We start from the raw sequence: 23,233 nt of genomic DNA, 5'->3' as shown, positions 1-23,233 counted from the left end.
TCACCTCGGCGGCGTCACATCAGCAGCGGGTCGATGTCGCAGTTCGCCGGCCTGCCGTCCGCGGCCGCCGTCGTCGCCGGGTGGTCCTCGCCGAGGGTGCGCCCGTAGCGCTCGGCCGTGTCGGCGTACAGCTCGTCCGCCTCGTCGTCACGCCGCAGCTGCCGCAGCCCGAGCGACAGGTTGAGGGCTGTGGCGAGGGTGATGGGGTGGTCCACGCCGAGCTTGGTGCGGCACAGGTCGAGCGCACCCGTGGCGAGCTCCACCGACGCTTGCATCTCGCCGAGCTCGAACAGATCGGCGGCGAGATTCGCGGTGCAGGAGAGTGTGTTGGGGTGGTCCACGCCGATCAGCTCGATCAGCTTCTCCCGCGAGTCCACGTTGCTCGCGCGGGCCTCCTCGGTCCGCCCGGCCAGGCGCAGACAGATCGCGTGGTTGACGCGTCCCGCGACGGAGTGCGGATGCTGCGGGCCGAGCAGTGCCTCGTACCCCTCGTACCCCTCCTGCCCGAGTTCGAGTGCCCGGGTGAGGTCGCCGCTGTGCCGTACGTCGATGGCGTGTGAGGCCAGCGCGTTCACCGTCTGCGGGTACAGGTCGCCGTATCGGGTGCGGAACATGGCGAGAGACCGGCCGGACAGCTCCAGGGCAAGGGCGTGCTGGCCGGCGCGCCGCTCGGCCACCGACAGGATCCTGGTTGCGGAGATCGTGTCCGGATGGGTGTCGCCGACGGTGTTGCGGAAGCGCTCCTCGACGTCGCGCGCCTGGTCGCGGGCAGCCAGGTACTCGCCGCCTTCCTGGAGGTCGAACGTCACCGAGGCCATGGTCGACAGCGTCGACACCGCGTTCTCGCCGAGCTCCGCGACCTTGCGGCTGTGTGTCATGCGGTCGAGCGCGAGCGCAGCCCGGAAGTGCCCGATGAACCGTAGGTTCAGCGCGTGCCGGTGGGCGCTGAGGAGGGTCGACGGGTCGTTGGGCCCGAAGAGGCGCTCGCAGGTCTCGAAGGCGTGCTTGTCGAGTTCGAGCGCCGCCTGGAAGTCGCCGCGCAGCCGCAGGTCCCAGGCGAGCATGCTGGTGATGTCGATCGTCGACTCGTGCTCGGGGCCGAGGACCTCGGTCATCCCTGCCAGTGTCCGCTGATCGAGTTCGTACGCCTCCGAGTAGCGTCCCAGGATGCGCAGGGAGTTCGTGTAGATACGGGCCGCGTTGAGTACGTGCTCGGCGGTGTCCCCGTCGGCCTCGCGCCAGGTGTTGTACGTCTCCTTGGCCAGGTCCAAGGAGCCCTGGTGGTCGCCCCAGTAGTACATGTACTGGATCTCGTTCAGGACGAGTTGCCTCACCCACGGGTCCGTCGACTCGACGGCCCTGCTGTTGAGGACGTGCGGCAGCAGGTCGCCGTACTGCTGCCACCGGTGGGACTTGTTGGGCTCACCGGCGTCGTCCCTGGCGAGCAGCCGGTGGGCGCCGGCGCGCATCTGCGACTTCAGCGGCTCCGCCATCTGGTTGATGAGGACGCGCTGGACCAGGCGGTGCAGCTGGATGGTGTTGGTGTTGTGGTTGATGCGCGCCAGCGCGTAGCGGTTGATCTCGCGGATGGCGCGGCCGAGCCGGATCGGGTCACTGAGTGCCGCGCTGAGCTCCGGGGGCACGGGGGCGTCGCGGACGCCGGTGAGCAGCCGCCGGGAGATCGGCTCGGGCGCGAAGAAGGCGCACATCTGGAGGAGTTGAAGAGCCGCCGGGTGGTTCTTGCGGAGCCGGTCCAGGGACACGTTCCAGGCGGCGGCGACCGACAGCGGATAGTCCACCGGCGGGTCGCTGACCATCAGCTCGTTGGCCTGCTGCTCGAACATGCGCAGGTACTCGTCCGCGGGCATGCCCGTCTCGGCCAGCCACACGGCGGCCTGCTCGATGCCGAGCGGCAGGTCGCCCAAGGTCTCGGCGAGCCGGTCCGCGGTCGCGTTGTCCAGGTTCGGTGCTCTCATCTGGAGCAGCGAACGGCTTTCCTCGCGGGTGAACACGTCGACCTCCAGGGGACGTGCCGACGAGGCCCACTGCGCGTTCCGTGAGGTGACGAGGATGCGGCCCGGGCCGTTGGTCGGGAAGAACTCCCGCACGGATTCCGGGTCTTCCGCGTTGTCGAAGATGAGGAGCCAGTTCTTGAACGGTTCGCCTACGCGCAGGGCCTCGATGACGGCCGGCACCGCTGTGTTCGCCTCGCCGCTGCCGACGTTCAGACCGAGCCGGTTGGCCAGCTGGACGAGGAACTGCCGGATCTGCTGCGGCTGTTCGGCGGGGATCCACCACACGATCTGGTACTCGTTCAGATGCCGGTACACGTACTCGACCGCGAGCTGGGACTTCCCGACGCCGCCCATGCCCTGGAGCGCCTCGGGGAGCACCGCCGTGGTTCCTTCCTGGAGCCTGCGGTGCAGGTCGTCCAGGAGCTGGACGCGGCCGGTGAAGGCACGGTTTCGGGGAGGGACGTTGCCCCAGACGGGGGGCGGCTTCTGCAGCGCGTCACCCCTTGCCCCGGCCTGGGTGGACTGCAAGCCGCTCACTTCTTCGACCCTTTCCTCGTTGCCGGTGTCCGGCGGGGCGGTGGGCTCGGCCCCACCGCCTAACTGGCTGGGTTCTCCGGAGGTTGTGGCCAGCGGAGGTGGAGGTTCGTCGAGGCGTGCCTCAAGCTCCCTGGCGGCGGTGGCGTGTGGTCCTGCCATGGCCGCGAAAGCGGGCAAAATAGACGAAATCCACGGCCGTAAGCCTTCCATGGAGACACTGCTCGCGCGATCCGGCTCGCGGAGAAGGGCGACCCCTTCCCCGTACGCCGGTGCGGCGACCGCCAAATGGTCCAGGGCGAGCATCAGCGCGCGCGCCGTCTCGCCGCGCGTCCCGTCCGAGAGCAGCTCCCGGCGCACGCCGTCGCCGAACTCGAGCTCGACGCCCGGCCCGGCGGTCCCGCCCGGCTCGGCCTCCGTGCGCCGCAGCAGCCCGCTCAGGAGCAGCTCCGCCACGTGCCAGTTCCGCGCCCCGGGGATCAGCCCCTCCTGGAGCAGGCGCAGCACGTCGAGGTTGAGCGGGACGGCCGCGGAGAGGCGGGCCAGGTGGTAGGCGGTGGGGGAGAGCTGGGCCCGCACGGTCTTGACCTGGACGTCGGCGGGCAGTGCGGCGGCGGGCCTGCGCGCGACGGCGGTCTCGTCGCCGGGCGTCCGGTCCAGGACGCGCACGGTGTAGCCGCCCTTGCTGTCGTGCGCGAGGAAGCGGGCGAGGCCGCCGATCCCTTCGGGGGTCAGCGTCACCACGGGCAGCCGGACCCCGTCGCAGGCGTCGGTCTCCGAGAGGTCGGCGGTGGGCATGACCAGGCCCACGGGCTCGGCGGTCCAGGCGCTGTTGGGGGACGCGGGGCGCGGGCTGGTCAGCTTGAGGCTGCTGGTCCGCGTGCCCGCCCTCGCCCAGACGTGCTCGGGCAGCACATGGACGATCGCGACGGGCATCGTGCGGGCCCACCGGGCGAGCCTGCGCCGGGCGCTGCCGTCGCCCCAGTGGTCGGCGTGCAGATCGGTGAGGACGAGGACCAGATGCCGGCCGTCGGTGCCGGCGGCGCCCTCACCGCCGGAGCCGTCCTCCTGCCAGCGCACGGTCCGTACGTCACGGAAGGCGCCCGAGCAGTGCAGGGTCTCGGCGAGGCGCTGCGCGGTGTGCGACCACAGCCGCATCGAGTCGCCGGAGTCCACCAGGAGCGTCACGGTCAGCCAGCGCTCCTGGCCCGGCTCCAGCTGGGGCAGCCACATGCCGGTCTCGGCGTGCAGCTCGGCGGTGGCCTCCTCGTTGAGGAAGACCTGGCTCCGGGAGGAGATGCGTCGCTTCAGCGGGTTCAGCGCCTTCTCGATCTCCCGCGAGCGGTCGAGCGCGAAGCCGTTCCCGAGGCTCATGAGGAGCGAGTCCACATGGCCGCCGGGATCCGGGTCCTGTGCCGAGGGCCCGGTCAAGGGAGCGGGCTGCTCCACGGGTTCCTCCGTGAGCTCCGGCACGGGGGCGTCCAGGTCCTCCGGGCGCGGGCGTTCCGCCTCGGGTGCTTCGGGCAGCTCGGCCGACGGGCCAGGCCGTGGCCTGCCGCGCCGGGCGTCCTTCAGCCGCAGCCAGCGCTGCGCGGCGAGCCACAGGACCTCGCCCGCCTCGTACCAGTGCGGCTGAGGGGACGCCTCGGCCAGCGATGCGGCACCCGGCCCGATACCGTCACCCGCCACGCCGCCGTGGGAGGGCGACCGGTTCATCCAGTGCCGACCTCGTCGAGCCGTCGCCACAGCGCGTGCAACAGCGTGCTCATGGACCCCTCGTCGGGGCCCGCGGGCGTGGTGCGCAGGAACTCCGAGTTGAGGAGCTGGTCCGCGGCGAGCGAGCCGCCGGTCCTCGCGTGGCTGAGGAAGTCGCGGATCATCGCGGTGCGCCCCTCGTCGTCCTGCGAGAGCTGCGCCGCCAGCATGGCCGCGAGCTGGCCCGCGTCGGGCGCGGGGAGATCGAGGTAGAGGCAGCGCCGCAGCAGCGCGGGCGGCAGCGTGCGCTCGCCGTTGCTCGTGATCACGACGACGGGGAACGCGGCGCAGCGCACCGCCCCGTGATGGATGACCGCCGTGCCGTCCGGGTCGTCCGTGTGCACCTCGGCGTCGGGGAGCCTGGAGCGCACACGGGCCAGCTCCGGGATGCGGAACTCGCCCTCCTCGAAGACGCTCAGCAGGTCGCCCGCGAGGTCCGTGTCGGACTTGTCGAACTCGTCGACGAGCAGGACGCGCGGGGTCTTGCGGGGCAGCAACGCCGTGCCCAGCGGGCCCAGTTGGACGTAGTCGCCCAGGTTGTTCAGGCCGTCCGGGTCGGGTGCCGGATCGCCGGCGGCGCCGGGCTCGGAGCCGCGCAGGGCGCCGCGGGTGGCCGCTTCCTGCACTCTGCCGATGGCGTCGTAGGCGTAGAGGCCCTCTTTGAGGGTGCTGCGGCTGGTGATCGACCAGCGCAGGACGCGGCCGAGGGAGAGTTCACGGCTGATGCAGTGGGCGAGGCTCGACTTCCCGATGCCGGGAGGGCCCGCGACGATCAGCGGCCTGCGCAGGAACAGCGCGGCATTGACGAGATCGAGTTCCTGCTCGGACGCCTTGCGGACGACGGGGCCGTCCGGCGGGCCGAGGCGGCGGGTGAACTCGTCCTCGTCGTCCGGGGGCGGATCGGAGACCAGGGGTGCGCCGGTGAAGCGGCGCCAGGGCGGGGGCGGGGGTAACTCGCGGGACAGGGGCTCCTTGCCGCGGGGCCTCGCCGTGCCTCGGTAGATGCGCCATGCGCCGGGGTCGGCCGCGGCGCCGTCGGTCTGTGCCGGAACGTGCGGATCCCTGTCGGCCATCGACCGTTCCCCCTCACCCTGGTTCGTGCCCGGTCGGTGCACGTCCGTACTCCCCAACCGCCGTAGCCCGAACACCTGGTTGGGCTGGAAGTCTTCAACTCGCTGATTCCGGTACTTCGGGAAGGCGGCTCGGATCGTCCCACAGCACAGCGATACGAGAGTCGATGGAACCCTCCGGCCCATCGTCGCGTGTTCCGGGAGAGAAGCGCAAGCGCGTGACCGTCTCCAACAAGTCGTCCCAGGCACCCGTTTCGGCGAGCCTGTGGAGTTCCGCGTGCTCGGTGTCGTCGAGGGGTCCCTGGTGAGCCCAGAGCAGCACCGGCAGGCCCGCCTGGAGGCCGAGCGTCAGCTCGCTGAGCCCGTGTTCCGAGTCGGGCGACGAGCCCAGAGTCATCAACACAATGGCCTGATTGTGCTTCAACTTGGCGTAGAGAGCCTGCTGTTGGGACCCGGCGCCGATTTCGCACCGGTGCACGCGCCCCGCGCCCCCGTTCCTGAGCACCTCCCAGCGCGCGTTCCACACCCGGTGGACCTGGCGTGCCTCCATCCGCTCCAGGCTGCGTATGACGACCTTGTAGTCCATGCCCAGCGGAGGGCGGTACGGGGCCGACGTGCCGAGGCCGGGCTGCCGCGACCCGAAGGGGGTCGGCCGGGTCCAGTCCTCCACCGGTGTGTTCGCCATCGCCAGGGAGAGGATGAACTCCACGACGATGCCGCCGTGGTGGTTGCGCAGCCGCTCTTCCTCCCGGTCGACGAGGGTGGCGACCCAGTCGGGCACCTCCGTCAGGCGCAGTTCCCGGTCGTCCCGCTGGCGCGGCTCCCACGCGTTGCCGGTACTCGTCCAGCAGGTGAGTGCGACACGGTCGGGTGACTCGGTCAACGGCTGGAGCCGGATCACCAGAAAGGCGTCACGGCCGGGGGCTCGTCGCCAGCTCCCGGTGGAGGAACGGACGGTGTCGAGCATCCGCTGCCCCTCGGGTCCCGCGGCGGCGAGGGAGCGGACGTGGCGGCTGAGCCAGACCCGGAGCGGGTCGCCCCGCTCCGGGCCGACCAGATAGGCCAGTTCGTGCAGGAATCGCACGCTCCTCGGTATCCCGTCCGAGGGAACGTTGCACTGCTCCAGGAGCTCGTACGCCTCGCGTGCCGTGCGGGTCGTCCTCGGCAGCGGCCCGAAGCTGTCCCCGGCCACATGGCGGAACAGGTCGGCGAGGTCCGGCACGGAGCCGCGGTCCAGGCCGCTCAGGAGCGGGTCGAGCGCGGCCCGCTGCGCCGGGTCGCCGGCCGGCGGCAGTGGCGACTCCACGAGGGCGGACGCCTGGAGCGAGGCCAGATCGTCGTCCGCCAGATAGCGGACGGCCTCCACCAGCCGCAGCCAGCCCAGGGGCACGGCGCCGAACACCCGCACCATTTCGACGATGTGCGGTTTCTTCTCGCCGAACTCGGCCACGGACAGGCGCTGTCCGAGATGGTGCAGCGCCCGGTCCACGCACATCCGGCGGCTGCGCCGGTCCTCCATGACGGACACCCGCATCAGCGCTTCCACGAGCTGCTCTTCGCTCGCGGGAAAGGCCGGGTACGGGGACGGGCGCTCAGGCATGGCCGTCTCGGCGGTCGAGCCACCGGGTGGCACCCGTCGGATGAATGTCCGCAGTCGGTCGAGCCACTTCCACGTGTCCCCCTCACGCGTCCCGCGGCAGCGGTCGTACTGTCGCTGCCCGAGCCAGCAAGGGTATGACGAAGAGCCGCGTGTGGGTACGGTCGCAACCGTCCCATTTGGATCACGCGTTCATCGGGGTACCGCTCGGGACCCGGGTCTCAGGCGAGCTTCTTGAGACGGTCGACCGCCTCTTCGAGCACCGGGATCCGCTTGCAGAACGCGAACCGTACGAAGGGGGCGCCCGCCTCGCGGTGGTCGTAGAACACCGCGTTCGGGATAGCGACGACACCCGCGCGTTCGGGCAGCGCGCGGCAGAACGCGAAGCCGTCGCTCTCGCCGAGCGGGCGGATGTCGGTGGTGACGAAGTACGTGCCCGCGGGCCGGAACACCTCGAAGCCGGCCGCCGCGAGACCGTCCGCGAGGAGGTCGCGCCTGGCGCTCATGTCGGCGCGGAAGGCGTCGTAGTACGAGTCGGGCAGGGCGAGTGCCTCGGCGACCGCGTACTGGAAGGGGCCGGACGCGACGTAGGTGAGGAACTGCTTGGCCGAGCGGACCGCGGTGACCAGCTCGGGCGATGCGGTCACCCAGCCGACCTTCCAGCCCGTGAACGAGAAGGTCTTGCCGGCGGACCCGATGGTCACCGTGCGCTCTCGCATGCCGGGGAGCGTGGCGAGCGGGATGTGCCCGGCGTCGCCGAACGTCAGGTGCTCGTACACCTCGTCCGTGATCACCAGGAGGTCGCGTTCGACGGCGAGGGCCGCGATCGCGGTGAGTTCCTCACGCGTGAGGACGGTGCCGGTGGGGTTGTGCGGGGTGTTGATCAGCAGGAGGCGGGTGCGGTCGGTGACCGCGGCGCGCAGCTCGTCCAGGTCGAGCCGGAAGGCGCCACCGTCGGGGCGCAGGGTGACGGGGACGCGGGTGCCGCCCGCCAGCGCGATGCTCGCCGCGTACGAGTCGTAGTACGGCTCCAGCGCGACGACCTCGTCGCCGGGTTCGACCAGAGCGAGCAGCGAGGCGGCGATGGCCTCGGTGGCGCCGGCCGTGACGAGGACCTCACGGTCCGGGTCGAAGGACAGGCCGTAGCGGTGCTCCTGGTGGGCGGCGATCGCGGTGCGCAGCTCGGGGACGCCGGGGCCCGGCGGGTACTGGTTGCCGTGTCCGTCGCGCAGCGCCCGTACGGCCGCCTCACGGATCTCCTCGGGGCCGTCCGTGTCGGGGAAGCCCTGGCCGAGGTTGATCGCGCCGGTCGCCGTGGCCAGCGCGGACATCTCCGCGAAGATCGTGGTCCCGAACTCGGCGAGGCGGCGGTTGAGCAGGGGGCGCGCGCTGGAGGTCATGACCGCCATCCTGCGCCGAACCTCTGGAGTTCCTCAACTCTGCTTCGCGGACGAGCACCTGTGTGGGAACTCGAAGCACTGCCTCTGAGCAGGGGGAGAGCCGTTGTCGACTGTCGTCATCTGTCGTCGTTGGCCACCCTGGGACGGCCCAGAGACGGCCCAGGGCAGAGAGTTTCACTCCGGGCCATTCCGGCCGGCCAGCTGGACGGCGCCCGGCTGCTCCGTTCGCACGATCTGATGCGCGGACTCCCCCGGCTCTATGTCGGCTGCGGACCGTGGTGACCGGCGACCACCTGTTGGACCGGCCTGCCAGGGAATCCTGAGCGGTTCGCCCATCATCGAGCCGGATAAAAAAGCAGGTCCATTCGGCCCATAAATCATTTATATAGGTCGCGCGCCGAATTCTTCCATGCCGGTGAAATCGCCCGGAGGGGCCGTAACTGAATTGTCTTTCTGTGTAATATGCCAGCCGCAGAATCCTATTCTGCGCGGCTGGGAATCTCCATGATCATCCTCCCCAAGGAGTTGCCCCCTCAATGACGCTGCATATCCCTGACGCGCCTCTTCGGCGCACATTTTCGGTGTGGCTCGCGGCGGTGACGGCCGTGGTGCTCGCCGCTGCCGTACTCGCGATGACGCCGACACGCGCAAACGCTGCTGCCGATGCTGTGCTTCTGGGCACGGCAGACAGTTTCGGAGTACTGGCCGGCGCCACGGTCACCAACACCGGTCCCACGGTGGTCAACGGTCTCAACGTCGGCGTGAGCCCCGGGACGGCCATCACCGGGTTCTTCCCTACGACCCCGACCGGGCCCGGCATTGTGACCCCGCCCGGGACTCTGCACTCTGCCGATGAGGTCGCGGGCCAAGCCAAGACCGACCTGAATACGGCGTACAACTCGGCCGCCGGACAGACTTCGCCGACCGAGGAGTACAACGACGATCCCCATGAGTTCGGTGGCCAGACGCTGACGCCGGGCCTCTACAAGGCGGACGTCTCCGCCGGGATCACCGACACACTCACCCTGGACGCCCAGGGCAACCCCGATGCCGTCTGGGTGTTCCAGATCGGTTCGACGCTGACGACGGCAGACAACAGCACAGTGAGCTTCATCAACGGCGCCTCGCCGTGCAACGTGTACTGGCAGGTCGGCAGCTCGGCCACACTCGGTACCAACTCCACTTTCGTGGGCACCATCTTGGCCGACACCTCGATCACCGCCACCACGGGGGCGACCATCAACGGCCGGCTGCTGGCCGATGCGGGCCTACGCGGTGACGGCGCCGTGACGCTGGACTCCAACACGATCGGTCTGTCGGGTTGCGGGTCTGCCACGACGGGTGAGACCACGGGCGCCACGACGGGTGAGACCACGGGCACCACGACCGGTACCACGACGGGTGAGACCACGGGCACCACGACCGGTACCACGACGGGTGAGACCACGGGCACCACGACCGGTACCACGACGGGTGAGACCACGGGCACCACGACCGGTACCACGACGGGTGAGACCACGGGCACCACGACCGGTACCACGACGGGTGAGACCACGGGCACCACGACCGGTACCACGACGGGTGAGACCACGGGCACCACCACCGGCGAGACCACCGGCGAGACCACCGGCGAGACCACCGGCGAGACCACCGGCGAGACCACCGGCGAGACCACCGGCGAAACGACCGGCGGAACCACAGGTGGCCACGACCACGACTGCAAGCCCCATAAGCACAAGGGGTATGGCGACAGCGGCTATGGCGGCAAGGACGACGGCTACGGCTGTGATGCTGCCTAGCGCGATGGTCGGCGCGGCACGGGAGCGATTCCCGCACGACCTGCGGTTCGCGAAGGCGTAGCCGCATCACGTGATGGAACCGTCCGGCGGGGGTGCCTGCTCGGGGGCAGCCGCCCGCGTGCGGGAGTAGGACGGGCGGCGCGCGGCGCGGATCATCATCGATTCCGTCGCGCGCCGCCGCTAGAAGTTCAGGAGAAGCAGGTGAGAGAAGTCGAGACGGACAGGCCGGATGCCCCCGTACAGGGTGGCGTGGCATCAGCGGATGCAGACGAATCGGACCGGACCGGCGCCGAGCCGACCGCACAGAACGGGGGCGGGAGCCCTCTTGTGTTCCAAGGGCCTGCAGAGCCGCCCGTCGCTCTGAAGGCCGGAGTTCGTATCGCCGTAGTCCTGTGTCTGGCGACCGCCCTGACGCACGTGCTCCTGGTGTTCCTGCAGGTGGCGCCGCCGAATCCCCTCTCCCGGCAGTACAGCCGGCAGGTCAACGCCTGGGTCTTCCCGTTGTTCGAGCAGAACTGGCGGCTCTTCGCCCCGGACCCGGAGTCGGTCAACCGGCAGATCTCGGCAAGGACCATGCACACCGCCCCGAACGGCACCACCCAGGTCAGCGGCTGGTTCGACCTGACTGCCGTCGACACAGCCGCAGTGAAACACGACCCCTTCCCGAGTCACACAGCGCAGAACATGCTGCGCCGGGCCTGGAATTCCTACCTCACAACGCACGGCAGCGACGACCGCCCGCGCTCGCAACGCGCTCTGATGATCCAGCAATACCTGCGCAACATCGCAGCGGATCGCGTCGCCGCCCATCGCCACGGCGCATTCGAGTCCATCCAACTGCGGGTGATCATCCTGCCCATCGCCGGTCCGTCCGCAGCGGGCGGCCCCGGTCCCGGCGCCGCACCAAGGCCCGCCGGCACCCGTTATCTGCCCTGGTGGAAGGTGGCCCGCCATGCAGCAGGCTGAGCAGACATCGACTTCGGCGACATCGCCGTCGCGACCCGGACACGGCACCGAGCGGGCGAGCGCACGCACGCCGCAGCGAATGCCCGTCCGCATCGGTAGGCTCCTCACTCTCCTGCTGGAGCGGCCCATCTCCCTGTACGCTGCGGCGGTTCTGCGCATCGGCTACGGGTTCCTCTACCTCACCTTCCTGCTACGCGAGTTTCCCCACCGCAACGAGATCTGGGGTCCCGGCTCACCGTGGACGCCGGCACTGGCCAGGCAACTCTTCGACCAGACCGGGTGGGCCAGCATCCTCACGCTGTCCGACAGCCGGGCCTACTTCGAGGTCTGTTACACGGCAGCTCTCGTCATCTCCGCACTGTTCATGCTGGGCTGGCGGACCAGAGCGGTGTCCGTGCTGTTCGCGGTCGTAGTGACGTCGTTCCACGCCAGGGCGATCTACATGACGGACGGAGGGGACACCCTCATCCTCCTCATGGTCCTCTACCTCGTCGTCACCGCATGCGGCCGACGCTGGTCCCTCGACGCGCGCAGGACGCGGCTCCGAGCATCCGCCGGCAAGACGGTCCGGCCTCCGCTGGACCAGGCGTCCGGCGAGCTGCGACGCCACCTCCGCGACGCGCGCCTGACAGTGATCACCGTGCTGCACAACTGCGGCATGCTCGTCATCGCCGCCCAGGTCTGCTTCCTCTACGGATCCGCAGGCCTGTACAAGGTGCAGGGCGCCGCCTGGGACAACGGCACCGCTCTCCACTACGCCCTGAACCTCGACGTGTTCCAGCCCTGGCCCGGGCTCTCCGCCATGGCGGACGAACACGACGTACTGCTCGCCATCGCCTGCTACCTGACCGTGCTGTTGCAGGTGGCCTTCCCGTTCGTCCTGTTCGGCAGGCTCAAGTACCCCGTATTGGCGATGCTGTTGGGCATGCACGTGGGTATCGCGGTGTTCCTGGGCCTGCCGCTCTTCTCCGGAGCCATGATCGTCGCGGACGCCGCGTTCCTTCCGGACCGCTTCTACCGGTCTCTGGGACGGCTGTGGCGACGCACCTTCCGGGGCTCGGGATCCGGAGGAACGGCCGACGCGTCCCGGGCACCCCGCGCACTGGTGCCTGCTCAGAGTGAACGGGCTGGCTGAGGCCCCACCCTCACCCCACTACACCCCCAGCTCCCATCCCGTCTGCCGTCGACCCACACACCGTGGAGCGGGCGTGGTTCATGGTGTCCAGATGGAGCGCGCCACTGTAGGCGGAGGAGGGGCAGCGCTACGCCTCGGCCCGCGCCCATGGGATGCACGCCTTGCGGCACTTCTACGCCTCCGTGCTCCGGGGAGAGCATGAAGGCCGTGAGCGAATACCTGGGACACGCTGACCCGGCTATGACCCTCCGGGTGTACGCGCACCTGATGCCCAACAGCCGCGAGCGATCCCGGCGAGCCATCGACCGAGTCCTCGGGCCGCCCCATGTTGAAGATCACGGCCCATAGACGGCCCGGCCGACCGTCAATCGCCCCTGGTTCTGCTTCCGATGCAGGCCAGGGGCTTTCGCGTATCTGGAAACCTCTGGAGTTCCTCAACTCTGCTTTGACGGGGCGCAGGCCCGGGAATCCCCGAGTCACGCCCGACGGGGGCGTTCTCGGGGGAATGAGAGGAAGGTGAGGGCCGTGATCATCGGAGCCATCATCTTTGGACTTGTGATCGTGGGCATCGTCGTGGCCGTGTCGTCCGCGGGAGGCTCGGGCAAGGCGCGGAGCGGGAAGACATCACTGAGCAAGGGCCGGTCGGGCCGCTCCCGCAGCAGCTGGTGGGCCGGCGGCGGCGGAGCGGTGGGCGGGTCCTCCTGCTCGTCGGGGAGCTCCGGCGGACACCACGGGCACTCCTGCGGCGGCGGATCCTCGTGCGGGGGCTCAAGCTCCTGCGGAGGCGGGTCCTCCTGCGGCGGCGGCGGCGGGGGCGGGGGCGGGGGCGGGTGCGGCGGCGGAAGCTGACCGCGCCACCAGGACACGTACGGCCCACAGGGAGGCGGCTGACACGGGGCAGCCGGTCCGCGTGGGCCGTACGTATGCGGGGGACGGCGGGAGAAGCGTGCGACGGTCAGGGCGCCATATGCGCCTGGAATGGTCCGTTGCGCGGGAACGGTACGCAAGTTGCCCGGAGAAGTTGAACAGTTGAGCTGTGCGTCCCCGGAGGGGATGGAAACCCGGCGAAGTTGGGTAAAAACGCTGTGGTGGTGCCACCGTTCATGATTCCCTCTTAACCGTCAAAGCGGCCCTCGTACGTTCTCGTGGGCACGTGCCGGCCCTCCCCCCTCAGCGCCGGCCTCACCTCCTTTTGCGTGTTAGCGGAGCCGACCCATGCTCACGACCCTGAACACCGCCTACACCGACACGCGCGCGGACGACCTGGCCTGGGCACTCGGTCGCGAACCGCTGCCCGCGCTCGCCGCGCTCGATCTCGAACTCGCCGGTGCCAAGCTCCAGTTGAGACTCCTCGGCGCCTCGCACCAGGTCCTCCTGGAGGAGGAGCAGGGCAGCTGCTCCGAGACCGTCGCCTGTATCCCGGGCAGCAGCACCCCGCTGCCGCTCGGCGTCGCCAAGCGCGTCGGCGACTGGGAGTACGAATTCGCGGCACACGTCGAGACCCTCTCCGAGGGCTCGTTCGCGGGCCGCGCACAGGAACTCATCGCGCTGGTGTCCGACCACCCCAACGGACTCGCCGGGGTGTTCCCCGGCAGCCCGCACGCCTTCACCGCGCTGCTCGCCCACCGGCAGGACGGTCAGGTGCGCTGGCGCACCTGGCACGCCTATCCGCAGGAGGGCCAACTCGTCGTCACCCGGACCCGGGTGGGCGTGCGGACCCCGGCCGCGATGCTGTGACGCCATGGGCCGCCATGCATGCGCGAACGGGCCCATTTCCACACGTGTGGGTGACTGGGCGGAGTTGCGCGGTGACGTAGCGTTCGCAACGTGATCGAGCCGCGCACCCCCGTCCCGTCCGGCGTTCCGCGCGCCCGGAGCGAGGAGGGCAGGGCACCCCTTCCCGTGCCCCCTCTCCCCGTGAAGCAGGCGACGGGGCGGTTCCTCGTGCTCGCGGGCGTCTTCCTCTGCGCGGCCTGCGGACTCGTGTACGAACTCGAACTGGTCGCGCTGGCCTCGTACTTGATCGGCGACTCGGTCACCCAGGCGTCCGTCGTCCTGTCCGTGATGGTCTTCGCCATGGGCATCGGCTCGCTCGGGGCCAAACGGCTGCGGCTGCGGGCCGCCGCCGGGTTCGGTGCGGTCGAGGCCGCGCTCGCGCTGGTCGGCGGGTGCAGTGCGATGGCGCTGTACGCGGTGTTCGCGTGGACCGGCGACTGGGGCGGATCCTGGGCGGGCGGCTCGCGCTACATGCTCGTCGGGTTCTCCCTCGCCATCGGTGTGCTCATCGGGGCCGAAGTGCCCCTCCTGATGGTGCTCATCCAGCGCATCAGGCGGCAGGACCCCGGCGGCGCCGTCGCCGACCTGTTCGCCGCCGACTACGTGGGCGCGCTCGTCGGCGGGCTCGCCTTCCCGTTCCTGCTGCTGCCGATGCTCGGGCAGCTGACGGGCGCGCTGCTGACCGGCGCGGTCAACGCGCTCGCGGGCGGCGCCCTCGTGCTCGGCCTGTTCCGCAGGGATCTCACACGCCGCGGCCGCTGGACGCTCCTCGTGGCGAACCTGGTCGTGCTGGGCCTGCTCGCCTGCGCCGCGGCCCTCGTCGACGACTTCGAGCGGGCCGCCCGGCAGGCCATGTACGGCAAGGACGTACGCGTCGCCGTCCAGACCGGCGTACAGGAGGTCGTCGTCACCGGCGGGAAACACGAACCGCTCAACCTCTACCTCGACGGGCGCCTGCGCGTCAGCGGCCGCGACCAGCGGCGCTACCACGAGGCCCTCGTGCGGCCCGCGATGGACGGACCGCACGCGCGCGTGCTCATCCTCGGCGGCGGTGACGGCCTCGCCGCCCGCGAGGTCCTGCGCTTCCCCGGGGTGCGGCAGGTGGACATCGTGGAGATCGACCCGGGCGTCGTACGCCTCGCGAGAAACGATCCGCCGCTCAGCGCGCTCAACGGGCACGTCTACGCAGACCCGCGCGTGCGGGCCGTGACGCAGGACGCCTTCCGCTGGCTGCGCGGGCCCCACACCCCGTACGACGTGGTGATCTCCGATCTGCCCGACCCCGGGATCACGGCCAGCACGAAGCTGTACGCGCAGGAGTTCTACGGCCTGGCGGCCCAGGTCCTCGCCCCGGACGGGCGGCTCGCCGTGCACGCCGGGTCGCTGTCGTCGCGGCCCCGCGTGTTCTGGACGGTCGACACCACGCTGCGCGCGGCGGGCCTGCGGACGGTGCCGTACTGGGTGGGCACGGGCGCACCGCCGGCCCCGGCCGGGCGGCGGCACGGGGCGTGGGACCGGCTCACCGGGATCGCCGACGGGCCCGACCGGACGCTCGACGGGACGCGGGCGCCGAGCGACTGGGGGTTCGAGCTCGCGGGCCCGCGACCGCCGCCGGAGGGGGCCGTGCCGCGCGAGCGGGTGCGGGCGGCGGAGCGCTCGAGGATCACCGGACTCGCGCCGTCGACCTTGATTCATCCGCGGTACGCCGACTGAGTACGGGCCGAAGACGGGACGCGTGGGGCCGGGCGTGGGTAGGCTCGGGCGGCATGGAGCATGAGGTGTTCGTTCCGGTTCCGGCGGAGTCGTTGAGGGGCGCGCTGGCGGCCCCCGAGTTGGTGGCGCGGGCGGTGCCCGGACTTCAGCGGGAGGCCTCCGGCGACGGCGGCCGGCTGAAGCTCCGCATCGGCGGCCACACCATCACCTACCGCGGCTCCCTGCGTGTCACCGAGACGGAGACCGGGGCGTTCGCGGTCGAGGGCGACGGTACCGAGGCGCGTGGGACCGGTTCCGTGAAGTTCGCGGTGACGGTACGGGTCGCCGCGGCGTCCGGCGGTTCCAAGGTCACGTTCGTGGTGTCGGGCAGCGGGGACGGCCGGGTCGCCGAACTTCCCGACGACGCCGTGCAGTCCGCGGTGCGCCGCCTCCTGACCCGTTTCGCGGAGGCACTCGGCACGGTGGCGGAACCGGGCACGGACCCGGGGGCGGAGGACGCGGCCCGTACTGCGGACGAGAGGGACGCGGGGGACTCCACCGACGACTCCGACGACTCCGACGCCTCCGTCTTCGAGACCGAGATCCCGCCGCCCTCGCTCGCCCCCTTCGCGAAGCTGGAACCCGAAGCCGACGCGGCCGGCGAAGACGCCGGGTTCGACGCCGACGTGCCGCCCGCCGAGGCCGCCCACGCCCGCCGCACCATGATCGGCCGCAGCGCCGAGGAGGTCGACCACGCGCCGCCGCGCGGCCGCTACGCCCCGGTGCCCGCGCCGGAGTCCACGACGGCCACCGCCACGCTGCGCTGGGCCGCGCCCGCCGCCGCCGTCGTGGTCGCGTCCGCGATCGTCGTCGGCCGGGTACTGCGCCGCCGGCGCTGATCCAAAAGTAAGGTCGGCCCGTGACTATCCAGGAAACGACGCTGACCGCGGGTGACGCGGAAGTGACCGTGCAGCCGGGCAACGGCTGCCGCGTGAGCAGCCTGCGCATCGGCGGCACCGAACTCCTCCGGCAGGGGGAGCGGTACGGCTGCTTCCCGATGGTGCCGTGGTGCGGCCGGGTCAGGGACGGCAGGTTCCGGGACGGCGGGCAGACGTACCGGATGCCCCTGAACTCGCCGCCCCACGCCATCCACGGCTTCGCCCGCGACGCCGAGTGGACGACCGCCCGCGCGAGCGCCGACGACGCCGTCTTCACGTACGACCTCGCCGAGCCCTGGCCCTGGCCCGGCCGGGTCACCCAGATGGTGCGCCTCACCGAGGACTCGCTCACGCTGACGCTCGGCATCGAGACGTACGGCGACTCGTTCCCCGCGCAGGCCGGCTGGCACCCCTGGTTCAACCGGACCCTCGACGGCTCCGCGGACGGCGTGCGCGTCGACTTCTCCCCGGCCTGGCAGGAGGAGCGCGGCGACGACCACCTCCCCACCGGCCGGCGGATCGAGCGCGCGGACGGCCCCTGGGACGACTGCTTCGGCATGCCCGACGGCGTGGACGTGACCCTGACCTGGCCGGGGCGGTTCGAGGTCAAGGTCGCGAGCCGGGAGCAGTGGGTCGTCGTCTACGACGAGCAGGAGGCGGCCGTGTGCGTGGAGCCGCAGACCGGCCCGCCGGACGGCCTGAACACGCTGCCGCGCCTCGTCACCCCGGTGGACCCCCTGGAGGCGACGACCACCTGGACGTGGCGAGCGCTCTGAGCCTGAGCCTTGAGAGCCTGTCTTTGAACCCCCGCCTGCGCCCCGACGCCCGGCACGCACCCTCGGCGCACGGCGCCGGCCACATGACCTGTGACGTCGCACGCCGAGGCCACGCACCGACCGCCGCTGCGCCGGAGCCACCTGTCCTGGGCTCTAAGCTCGTAGCCATGACGAACGACGTGCGCGACGCGCTTCTCCAGCAGATCAAGGACAAGGCCGTGGTGCACGGCAAGGTGACGCTCTCCTCCGGTCTGGAGGCGGACTACTACATCGACCTGCGCCGCATCACCCTCGACGGCGAGGCCGCCCCGCTGGTGGGCCAGGTGCTCCTCGACCTGACCGCCGACCTCGACTTCGACGCCGTGGGCGGTCTGACGATGGGCGCCGACCCGGTCGCCGGCGCCATGCTGCACGCGGCCGCCGCCCGCGGCGAGCGCCTCGACGCGTTCGTGGTCCGCAAGGCCGCCAAGGCGCACGGCATGCAGCGCCGCGTCGAGGGTCCGGACATCAAGGGCCGCCGTGTCCTCGTCGTCGAGGACACGTCCACCACCGGCGGCTCCCCGCTCGCCGCCGTGGAGGCCGTGCGCGAGGCAGGTGCCGAAGTCGTCGGCGTCGCCACGATCGTGGACCGCGCCACCGGTGCCGCCGAGAAGATCACCGAGGGCGCCGGGGTCCCGTATCTGTTCGCGTACGGCAAGGACGAGCTGGGCCTCGACTGAGGCCGGTCGATAACGGGCCGGACCCAGTACGCGACCAGGACTGGAGCTGTCCGGCAAGTCTGGAAAGATGGGGGCGACGATGACGTCGCCATCCGGGGCCGATCCAGACGAGAGGCCCCAGGTCAGGGTCTGACAGCACACACCCGCACATCCCAAGGAGCGGACACATGCCCATCGCAACCCCCGAGGTCTACGCCGAGATGCTGGACCGGGCGAAGGCCGGCAAGTTCGCCTACCCGGCCATCAACGTCACCTCCTCGCAGACCCTGAACGCCGCGCTGCGCGGCTTCGCGGAGGCCGAGAGCGACGGCATCATCCAGATCTCCACCGGCGGTGCGGAGTTCCTGGGCGGCCAGTACAACAAGGACATGGTGACGGGCGCCGTGGCCCTCGCCGAGTACGCGCACATCATCGCCGAGAAGTACGACGTCACCGTCGCGCTGCACACCGACCACTGCCCCAAGGGGAAGCTGGACGGCTACGTCCGCCCGCTGCTCGACATCTCCGCGGAGCGCGTCAAGGCCGGCCGCAACCCGCTGTTCCAGTCCCACATGTGGGACGGCTCCGCGGAGACCCTCGCCGACAACCTGGCCATCGGCCAGGAGCTGCTCGCGAAGGCCGCCGCCGCGAAGATCATCCTCGAGGTCGAGATCACCCCGACCGGTGGCGAGGAGGACGGCGTCAGCCACGAGATCAACGACGAGCTGTACACGACCGTCGACGACGCGATCCGCACCGCCGAGGCCCTGGGCCTGGGCGAGAAGGGCCGCTACCTGCTCGCCGCGTCCTTCGGCAACGTGCACGGCGTGTACAAGCCGGGCAACGTCGTCCTGCGTCCGGAGCTCCTCAAGGACCTCCAGGAGGGCGTCGGCGCCAAGTTCGGCAAGACGGCCGGGTCGCAGCCGTTCGACTTCGTCTTCCACGGCGGCTCCGGCTCCACCGAGCAGGAGATCGCGACGGCGCTGGAGAACGGCGTCGTGAAGATGAACCTCGACACCGACACCCAGTACGCCTTCACGCGTCCGGTCGCGGACCACATGTTCCGCCACTACGACGGCGTCCTGAAGGTCGACGGCGAGGTCGGCGTGAAGTCGCAGTACGACCCGCGCACCTGGGGCAAGTCCGCCGAGGCGGGCATGGCCAAGCGCGTCTCCGAGGCCTGCGCCAACCTGCGCTCCACGGGCACGAAGCTCAAGTAGGCATTCGCGTACGACGCCGGAGGGAGATGACTGTGCGCTACGACTTCGACACCCCGGTCGACCGGCGCGGCACCTGGTGCGTCCAGTGGGACGGGGTCGCGGACCGGTTCGCGGTGCCCGATCTGCTGCCGTTCACCATTTCCGACATGGACTTCGCCTGCGCCCCCGAGGTCCTCGCGGCGCTCGGGTCCCGGCTCGCGCACGGCGTGTTCGGGTACACGGACTGGCGGCACGACGACTTCCGCGGCGCGGTACGCGACTGGTTCGCGACCCGGTACGGCACCGAGGTCGACGTCGACCGGCTCGTGTACGCCCCGTCCGTGCTCAACCAGATCTCCCAGCTCCTGCGCATGTGGACGCGGCCCGGCGACGGCGTCGTCCTGCACACCCCCACGTACGACGGGTTCTGCAAGGCGGTCACCGGCCTCGGCCGTGAGATGCGCACCGCCGGTGTCGACGACTGGGCGGGCCTGGAGCGGGAGCTGGCGCGGCCCGACAGCCGGGTCCTGATCCTGTGCTCGCCGCACAACCCGACGGGCAAGGTGTGGACGGACGCCGAGCTGACCCGGATCGCGGACCTCGCCCGGCGCCATGACGTCGCCGTCATCAGCGACGAGATCCACGCCGATCTCACGCACACCGGCCACGTCCACCGCCCGTGGACGCCGTACGGCGACGGCCTGCGCTGGGCTCTCGTCACCTCCGCCACCAAGGCCTTCAACTTCCCTGCGCTGAGCGGGAGTTACGGTTTCATCGGCGATCCGGACGACCATGCCGAGTTCGTGCGGCGCATGGACACCGCGGAGGGCCTCGCCTCGCCGGCCGTGCTGTCGCTGACCGCGCACATCGCCGCGTACCGGGAGGGCGGGGCGTGGCTGGACGGCGTGCGGGATTACACGCGGGGGAACCTGGCGATGCTCGCGGAGCGGCTCGGCGCCGCGTTCCCCGAGCTCGGGTGGCGGCCGCCGCAGGCCGGCTATCTCGCCTGGATCGATCTGCGTCCCCTCGGCGTCGACGACGACGCGCTCCAGCGGGAGCTCGTCGAGCGGGAGCGGGTGGCGATCATGCCGGGCGGAACCTACGGGGCGCCCGGATTCCTCCGCCTGAACGTCGGCTGCCCGCGCTCCAAGGCCGAGGCCGGCGCGGACGCGCTGGTACGGGCGCTGGGCCGCTCGTGATGATCACCGGCATGGAACGCACCGCCGGTCATGGCGCAGACTGGAACCCATGAGCCTTCACGAGAACCTTCTCGGGGGACCGCCCCCGACCATGCTGCCCGACGACCCGGAGCCGCGCGAGCTGCTCGCGAGCGGCACGGCGCCCGCCGATGTCGCCGCGAAGTACCCGACCTCCTCCCTCGCCTGGGCCCGCCTCGCCGACGAGGCGTACGAGCGCGGCAGCGTCGTCGAGTCGTACGCGTACGCCCGCACCGGCTACCACCGCGGCCTGGACTCCCTGCGCCGCGCGGGCTGGAAGGGCCATGGCCCGGTGCCGTGGGAGCACGAGCCGAACCGCGGCTTCCTGCGTGCCCTGCACGCCCTCGCGCGCGCCGCGCAGGCCATCGGCGAGCAGGCGGAGTACGAGCGCTGCGCGCAGTTCCTCAAGGACTCCTCGCCCGCCGCGGCCCAGACCCTGGGCTAGATTCCCGCACCTCAGCAGGCCCGCCCGTGACGATGTGACCGGGCGGGCCTTGCCGTTTCGGGGGACGATTGCGGAGGATGCCGGTGGGGACCGGGGCCCCCGTGCCGGAATTCGGCAGGGGCGGACCGCTACCCGGAGTACGTTCAAGGAGACAGCGATGTCCCACGAGGCTCACGAGTCGAACGAGCCAGAGACGCCGTATCTCGACTTTGCGGGGACCACCCCTTACGAGGACTACGTCCAGGCCGACGTCCTCACCCACCTCCAGCACACCCGCTCCGACGACCCCGGAGAGATGGTCTTCCTGGTCACGACCCAGGTGATGGAGCTGTGGTTCACGGTCATCGTCCACGAGTGGGAGACCGCGTCGCGGGCCCTGCGCGGCGACGACGTGCCGACCGCGGTGGCCGCCCTGAAGCGCTCCGTGCGCGAGCTGGACGCGCTGAACGCGTCGTGGCGCCCGCTCGGCCAGCTGACCCCCGCGCAGTTCAACTCCTACCGGGCCGCTCTCGGCGAGGGCTCCGGCTTCCAGTCGGCGATGTACCGGCGCATGGAGTTCCTGCTCGGCGAGAAGTCCTCCTCCATGCTCGTCCCGCACCGGGGCGCGCCGCGCGTGTACGCGGAGCTGGAGAAGGCCCTGGAGGAGCCGAGCCTGTACGACGAGGTGCTGCGGCTGCTCGCCCGCCGCGGCCACGCCGTGCCCGAGGCCGTGCTCAAGCGGGACGTGGCACAGAAGTATGCGCCGTCCCCCGAGGTCGAGGCCGTGTGGACCGCGCTGTACGCCGGTGACGAGGGCGACGAGCTCGCCCGCCTCGGCGAGGCCCTCACCGACGTCGCCGAGCTGGTGTGGCGATGGCGCAACGACCATCTGGTGGCGACCCGCAGGGCGATGGGCGCCAAGACGGGCACGGGCGGCTCCGCGGGCGTGGCCTGGCTGGAGAAGCGCGCGCAGAAGAACGTGTTCCCCGAGCTGTGGACAGCGAGGTCCCATGTCTGACGTGACCGCCTCCGGCGTGACCGCCCTGGCCGGGAAGGCCCGGGAACTGGACACCGCCGACGAGCTGGGCAAGCTGCGCGAGCGGTTCGTCCTGGACGACGCCGTGTACCTCGACGGCAACTCGCTCGGCGCGCTCCCCGCGCATGTGCCGGGGCGCGTCGAGGACGTCGTGCGCCGGCAGTGGGGCGAGCTGCGCATCCGTTCCTGGACCGAGTCGGGCTGGTGGACGGCGCCCGAGCGGATCGGCGACCGGATCGCGCCCCTCGTCGGTGCCGCCGAGGGGCAGATCGTCGTCGGCGACTCGACCAGCGTCAATGTGTTCAAGGCGCTGGTGGGCGCGGTGCGGCTGGCCGGTGAGGGGCGCGACGAGATCATCGTCGACGCGACGACGTTCCCCACCGACGGGTACATCGCCGAGTCCGCCGCCCGGATGACGGGCTGCACGCTGCGTCCGCTGACCCCCGCGGAGGTCCCGGGCGCGCTCGGTGACCGTACGGCCGCGGTGCTCCTCAACCACGTCGACTACCGCACGGGCCGTCTGCACGACCTGCCCGCGCTGACCGCCGCGGTGCGCCGCGCGGGCGCCGTGTCCGTCTGGGACCTGTGCCACAGCGCGGGCGCGCTGCCGGTCGGGCTCGACGAGCACGGGGTCGACCTCGCGGTCGGCTGTACGTACAAGTACCTGAACGGCGGCCCTGGTTCACCCGCGTACCTGTATGTGCGCAGTGATCTCCAGAGCCGCTTCGACTCTCCGCTGCCGGGGTGGAACTCGCACGCCGAGCCGTTCGGGATGCGGCCCTCGTACGAGGCCGGGGACGGGGCGGTGCGGGGCAGGGTCGGCACTCCCGACATCCTGTCCATGCTCGCCCTGGAGGCGGCGCTCGACGTCTGGGACGGGGTGCCGGTCGACGCGGTGCGCGCCAAGTCGCTCGCGCTGACGGACTTCTTCCTGGAGTGCGTCGAGGAGTATGTGCCCGCGGGGCGGGTCGAGTCGGTGACGCCGGTGGCGCACGCGGAGCGCGGCAGCCAGGTGGCGCTGCGGTCCGCTGACGCGGGCGCCGTCATGGAGCGGCTGATCGCGGCGGGTGTCGTCGGTGACTACCGCGCCCCTGACCTGCTGCGGTTCGGCTTCACTCCGTTGTATCTCGGGTTCGCCGAGGTGGAGCGGGCCGCGCGGGTCCTCGCGGATCAGCTGGCGGCCGCTGCGGCGTAGCTGTAGCGACG

Annotated in this window: 17 protein-coding genes and 1 pseudogene; 14 read left to right on the top strand and 4 right to left on the bottom strand. The window is 71.0% G+C overall.

Annotated elements, in window-relative coordinates; translation table 11 throughout:
• Positions 1 to 14: 14 nt before the first annotated feature.
• From fxsT to OHO83_RS22520, 4 genes are all read right to left on the bottom strand, one after another.
• The gene (fxsT, locus tag OHO83_RS22535) at positions 15 to 4,265 is read right to left on the bottom strand and encodes an FxSxx-COOH system tetratricopeptide repeat protein (protein ID WP_266672645.1); all 4,251 of its coding nucleotides are present in this window, start codon (positions 4,263 to 4,265) and stop codon (positions 15 to 17) included.
• Positions 4,262 to 5,377 carry a MoxR family ATPase gene (locus OHO83_RS22530; RefSeq protein ID WP_266672647.1) on the bottom strand — a complete coding sequence of 372 codons (1,116 nt, stop codon included), beginning with the start codon at positions 5,375 to 5,377 and terminating at the stop codon, positions 4,262 to 4,264. Before OHO83_RS22530 ends, fxsT begins: the two co-directional genes overlap by 4 nt.
• 94 nt (positions 5,378 to 5,471) lie before the next feature.
• Entirely contained in the window at positions 5,472 to 6,974 is a 1,503-nt protein-coding gene (locus tag OHO83_RS22525; RefSeq protein ID WP_266672649.1) for a VMAP-C domain-containing protein, read from the bottom strand.
• 218 nt (positions 6,975 to 7,192) lie between these two features.
• Positions 7,193 to 8,380: a pyridoxal phosphate-dependent aminotransferase gene (locus tag OHO83_RS22520; RefSeq protein ID WP_266672651.1), complete on the bottom strand. Its 1,188-nt coding sequence runs from the start codon at positions 8,378 to 8,380 to the stop codon at positions 7,193 to 7,195.
• A 527-nt stretch (positions 8,381 to 8,907) separates the two neighbouring features.
• Between OHO83_RS22520 and OHO83_RS22515 the strand changes: the two genes are divergently transcribed.
• The 14 genes and pseudogenes from OHO83_RS22515 (at position 8,908) to kynU (ending at position 23,222) form a co-directional block, all read left to right on the top strand.
• Complete coding sequence (locus OHO83_RS22515) at positions 8,908 to 10,170, top strand: ice-binding family protein (protein WP_330279743.1); 1,263 nt, start codon at positions 8,908 to 8,910, stop codon at positions 10,168 to 10,170.
• 417 nt (positions 10,171 to 10,587) lie between these two features.
• On the top strand, positions 10,588 to 11,136 hold the full coding sequence (locus OHO83_RS22510) for a DUF5819 family protein (protein ID WP_323186899.1): 549 nt from the start codon (positions 10,588 to 10,590) through the stop codon (positions 11,134 to 11,136).
• 79 nt (positions 11,137 to 11,215) lie between these two features.
• A complete protein-coding gene (locus OHO83_RS22505; protein ID WP_266672655.1) occupies positions 11,216 to 12,271 on the top strand; it encodes an HTTM domain-containing protein in 1,056 nt (351 codons plus the stop codon).
• Positions 12,272 to 12,387: 116 nt separating this feature from the next.
• A pseudogene (locus tag OHO83_RS22500) lies at positions 12,388 to 12,619 on the top strand (site-specific integrase); the annotation flags it as partial.
• Positions 12,620 to 13,486: 867 nt separating this feature from the next.
• Positions 13,487 to 14,008, top strand: coding sequence for a DUF2617 family protein (locus tag OHO83_RS22495; protein WP_266672657.1), 522 nt, complete (start codon positions 13,487 to 13,489; stop codon positions 14,006 to 14,008).
• Between the two features lie 90 nt (positions 14,009 to 14,098).
• Positions 14,099 to 15,760, top strand: a complete 1,662-nt coding sequence (locus tag OHO83_RS22490; protein ID WP_443066059.1) for a polyamine aminopropyltransferase — start codon at positions 14,099 to 14,101, stop codon at positions 15,758 to 15,760.
• 53 nt (positions 15,761 to 15,813) lie between these two features.
• Complete coding sequence (locus OHO83_RS22485; protein WP_266672659.1) at positions 15,814 to 16,638, top strand: SRPBCC domain-containing protein; 825 nt, start codon at positions 15,814 to 15,816, stop codon at positions 16,636 to 16,638.
• Between the two features lie 20 nt (positions 16,639 to 16,658).
• Positions 16,659 to 17,453, top strand: coding sequence for an aldose epimerase family protein (locus OHO83_RS22480; protein ID WP_266672661.1), 795 nt, complete (start codon positions 16,659 to 16,661; stop codon positions 17,451 to 17,453).
• 167 nt (positions 17,454 to 17,620) lie between these two features.
• Positions 17,621 to 18,172 carry an orotate phosphoribosyltransferase gene (gene pyrE, locus OHO83_RS22475; protein WP_266561964.1) on the top strand — a complete coding sequence of 184 codons (552 nt, stop codon included), beginning with the start codon at positions 17,621 to 17,623 and terminating at the stop codon, positions 18,170 to 18,172.
• Between the two features lie 167 nt (positions 18,173 to 18,339).
• A complete protein-coding gene (gene fbaA, locus OHO83_RS22470) occupies positions 18,340 to 19,371 on the top strand; it encodes a class II fructose-bisphosphate aldolase (protein WP_266672663.1) in 1,032 nt (343 codons plus the stop codon).
• Positions 19,372 to 19,397: 26 nt separating this feature from the next.
• The gene (locus tag OHO83_RS22465) at positions 19,398 to 20,549 is read left to right on the top strand and encodes a MalY/PatB family protein (protein ID WP_266672665.1); all 1,152 of its coding nucleotides are present in this window, start codon (positions 19,398 to 19,400) and stop codon (positions 20,547 to 20,549) included.
• Positions 20,550 to 20,598: 49 nt separating this feature from the next.
• Positions 20,599 to 21,012: a DUF3151 domain-containing protein gene (locus OHO83_RS22460; protein WP_266672667.1), complete on the top strand. Its 414-nt coding sequence runs from the start codon at positions 20,599 to 20,601 to the stop codon at positions 21,010 to 21,012.
• A gap of 157 nt (positions 21,013 to 21,169) precedes the next feature.
• Complete coding sequence (locus OHO83_RS22455; protein WP_266672669.1) at positions 21,170 to 22,009, top strand: tryptophan 2,3-dioxygenase family protein; 840 nt, start codon at positions 21,170 to 21,172, stop codon at positions 22,007 to 22,009.
• A complete protein-coding gene (kynU, locus tag OHO83_RS22450; RefSeq protein ID WP_266672671.1) occupies positions 22,002 to 23,222 on the top strand; it encodes a kynureninase in 1,221 nt (406 codons plus the stop codon). The genes OHO83_RS22455 and kynU overlap by 8 nt, the downstream gene beginning before the upstream one ends.
• Positions 23,223 to 23,233: the final 11 nt, after the last annotated feature.

This window comes from Streptomyces sp. NBC_00569 (assembly GCF_036345255.1).
Lineage (GTDB): Bacteria > Actinomycetota > Actinomycetes > Streptomycetales > Streptomycetaceae > Streptomyces.
This window is presented reverse-complemented; position numbering and strand designations above follow the sequence as displayed.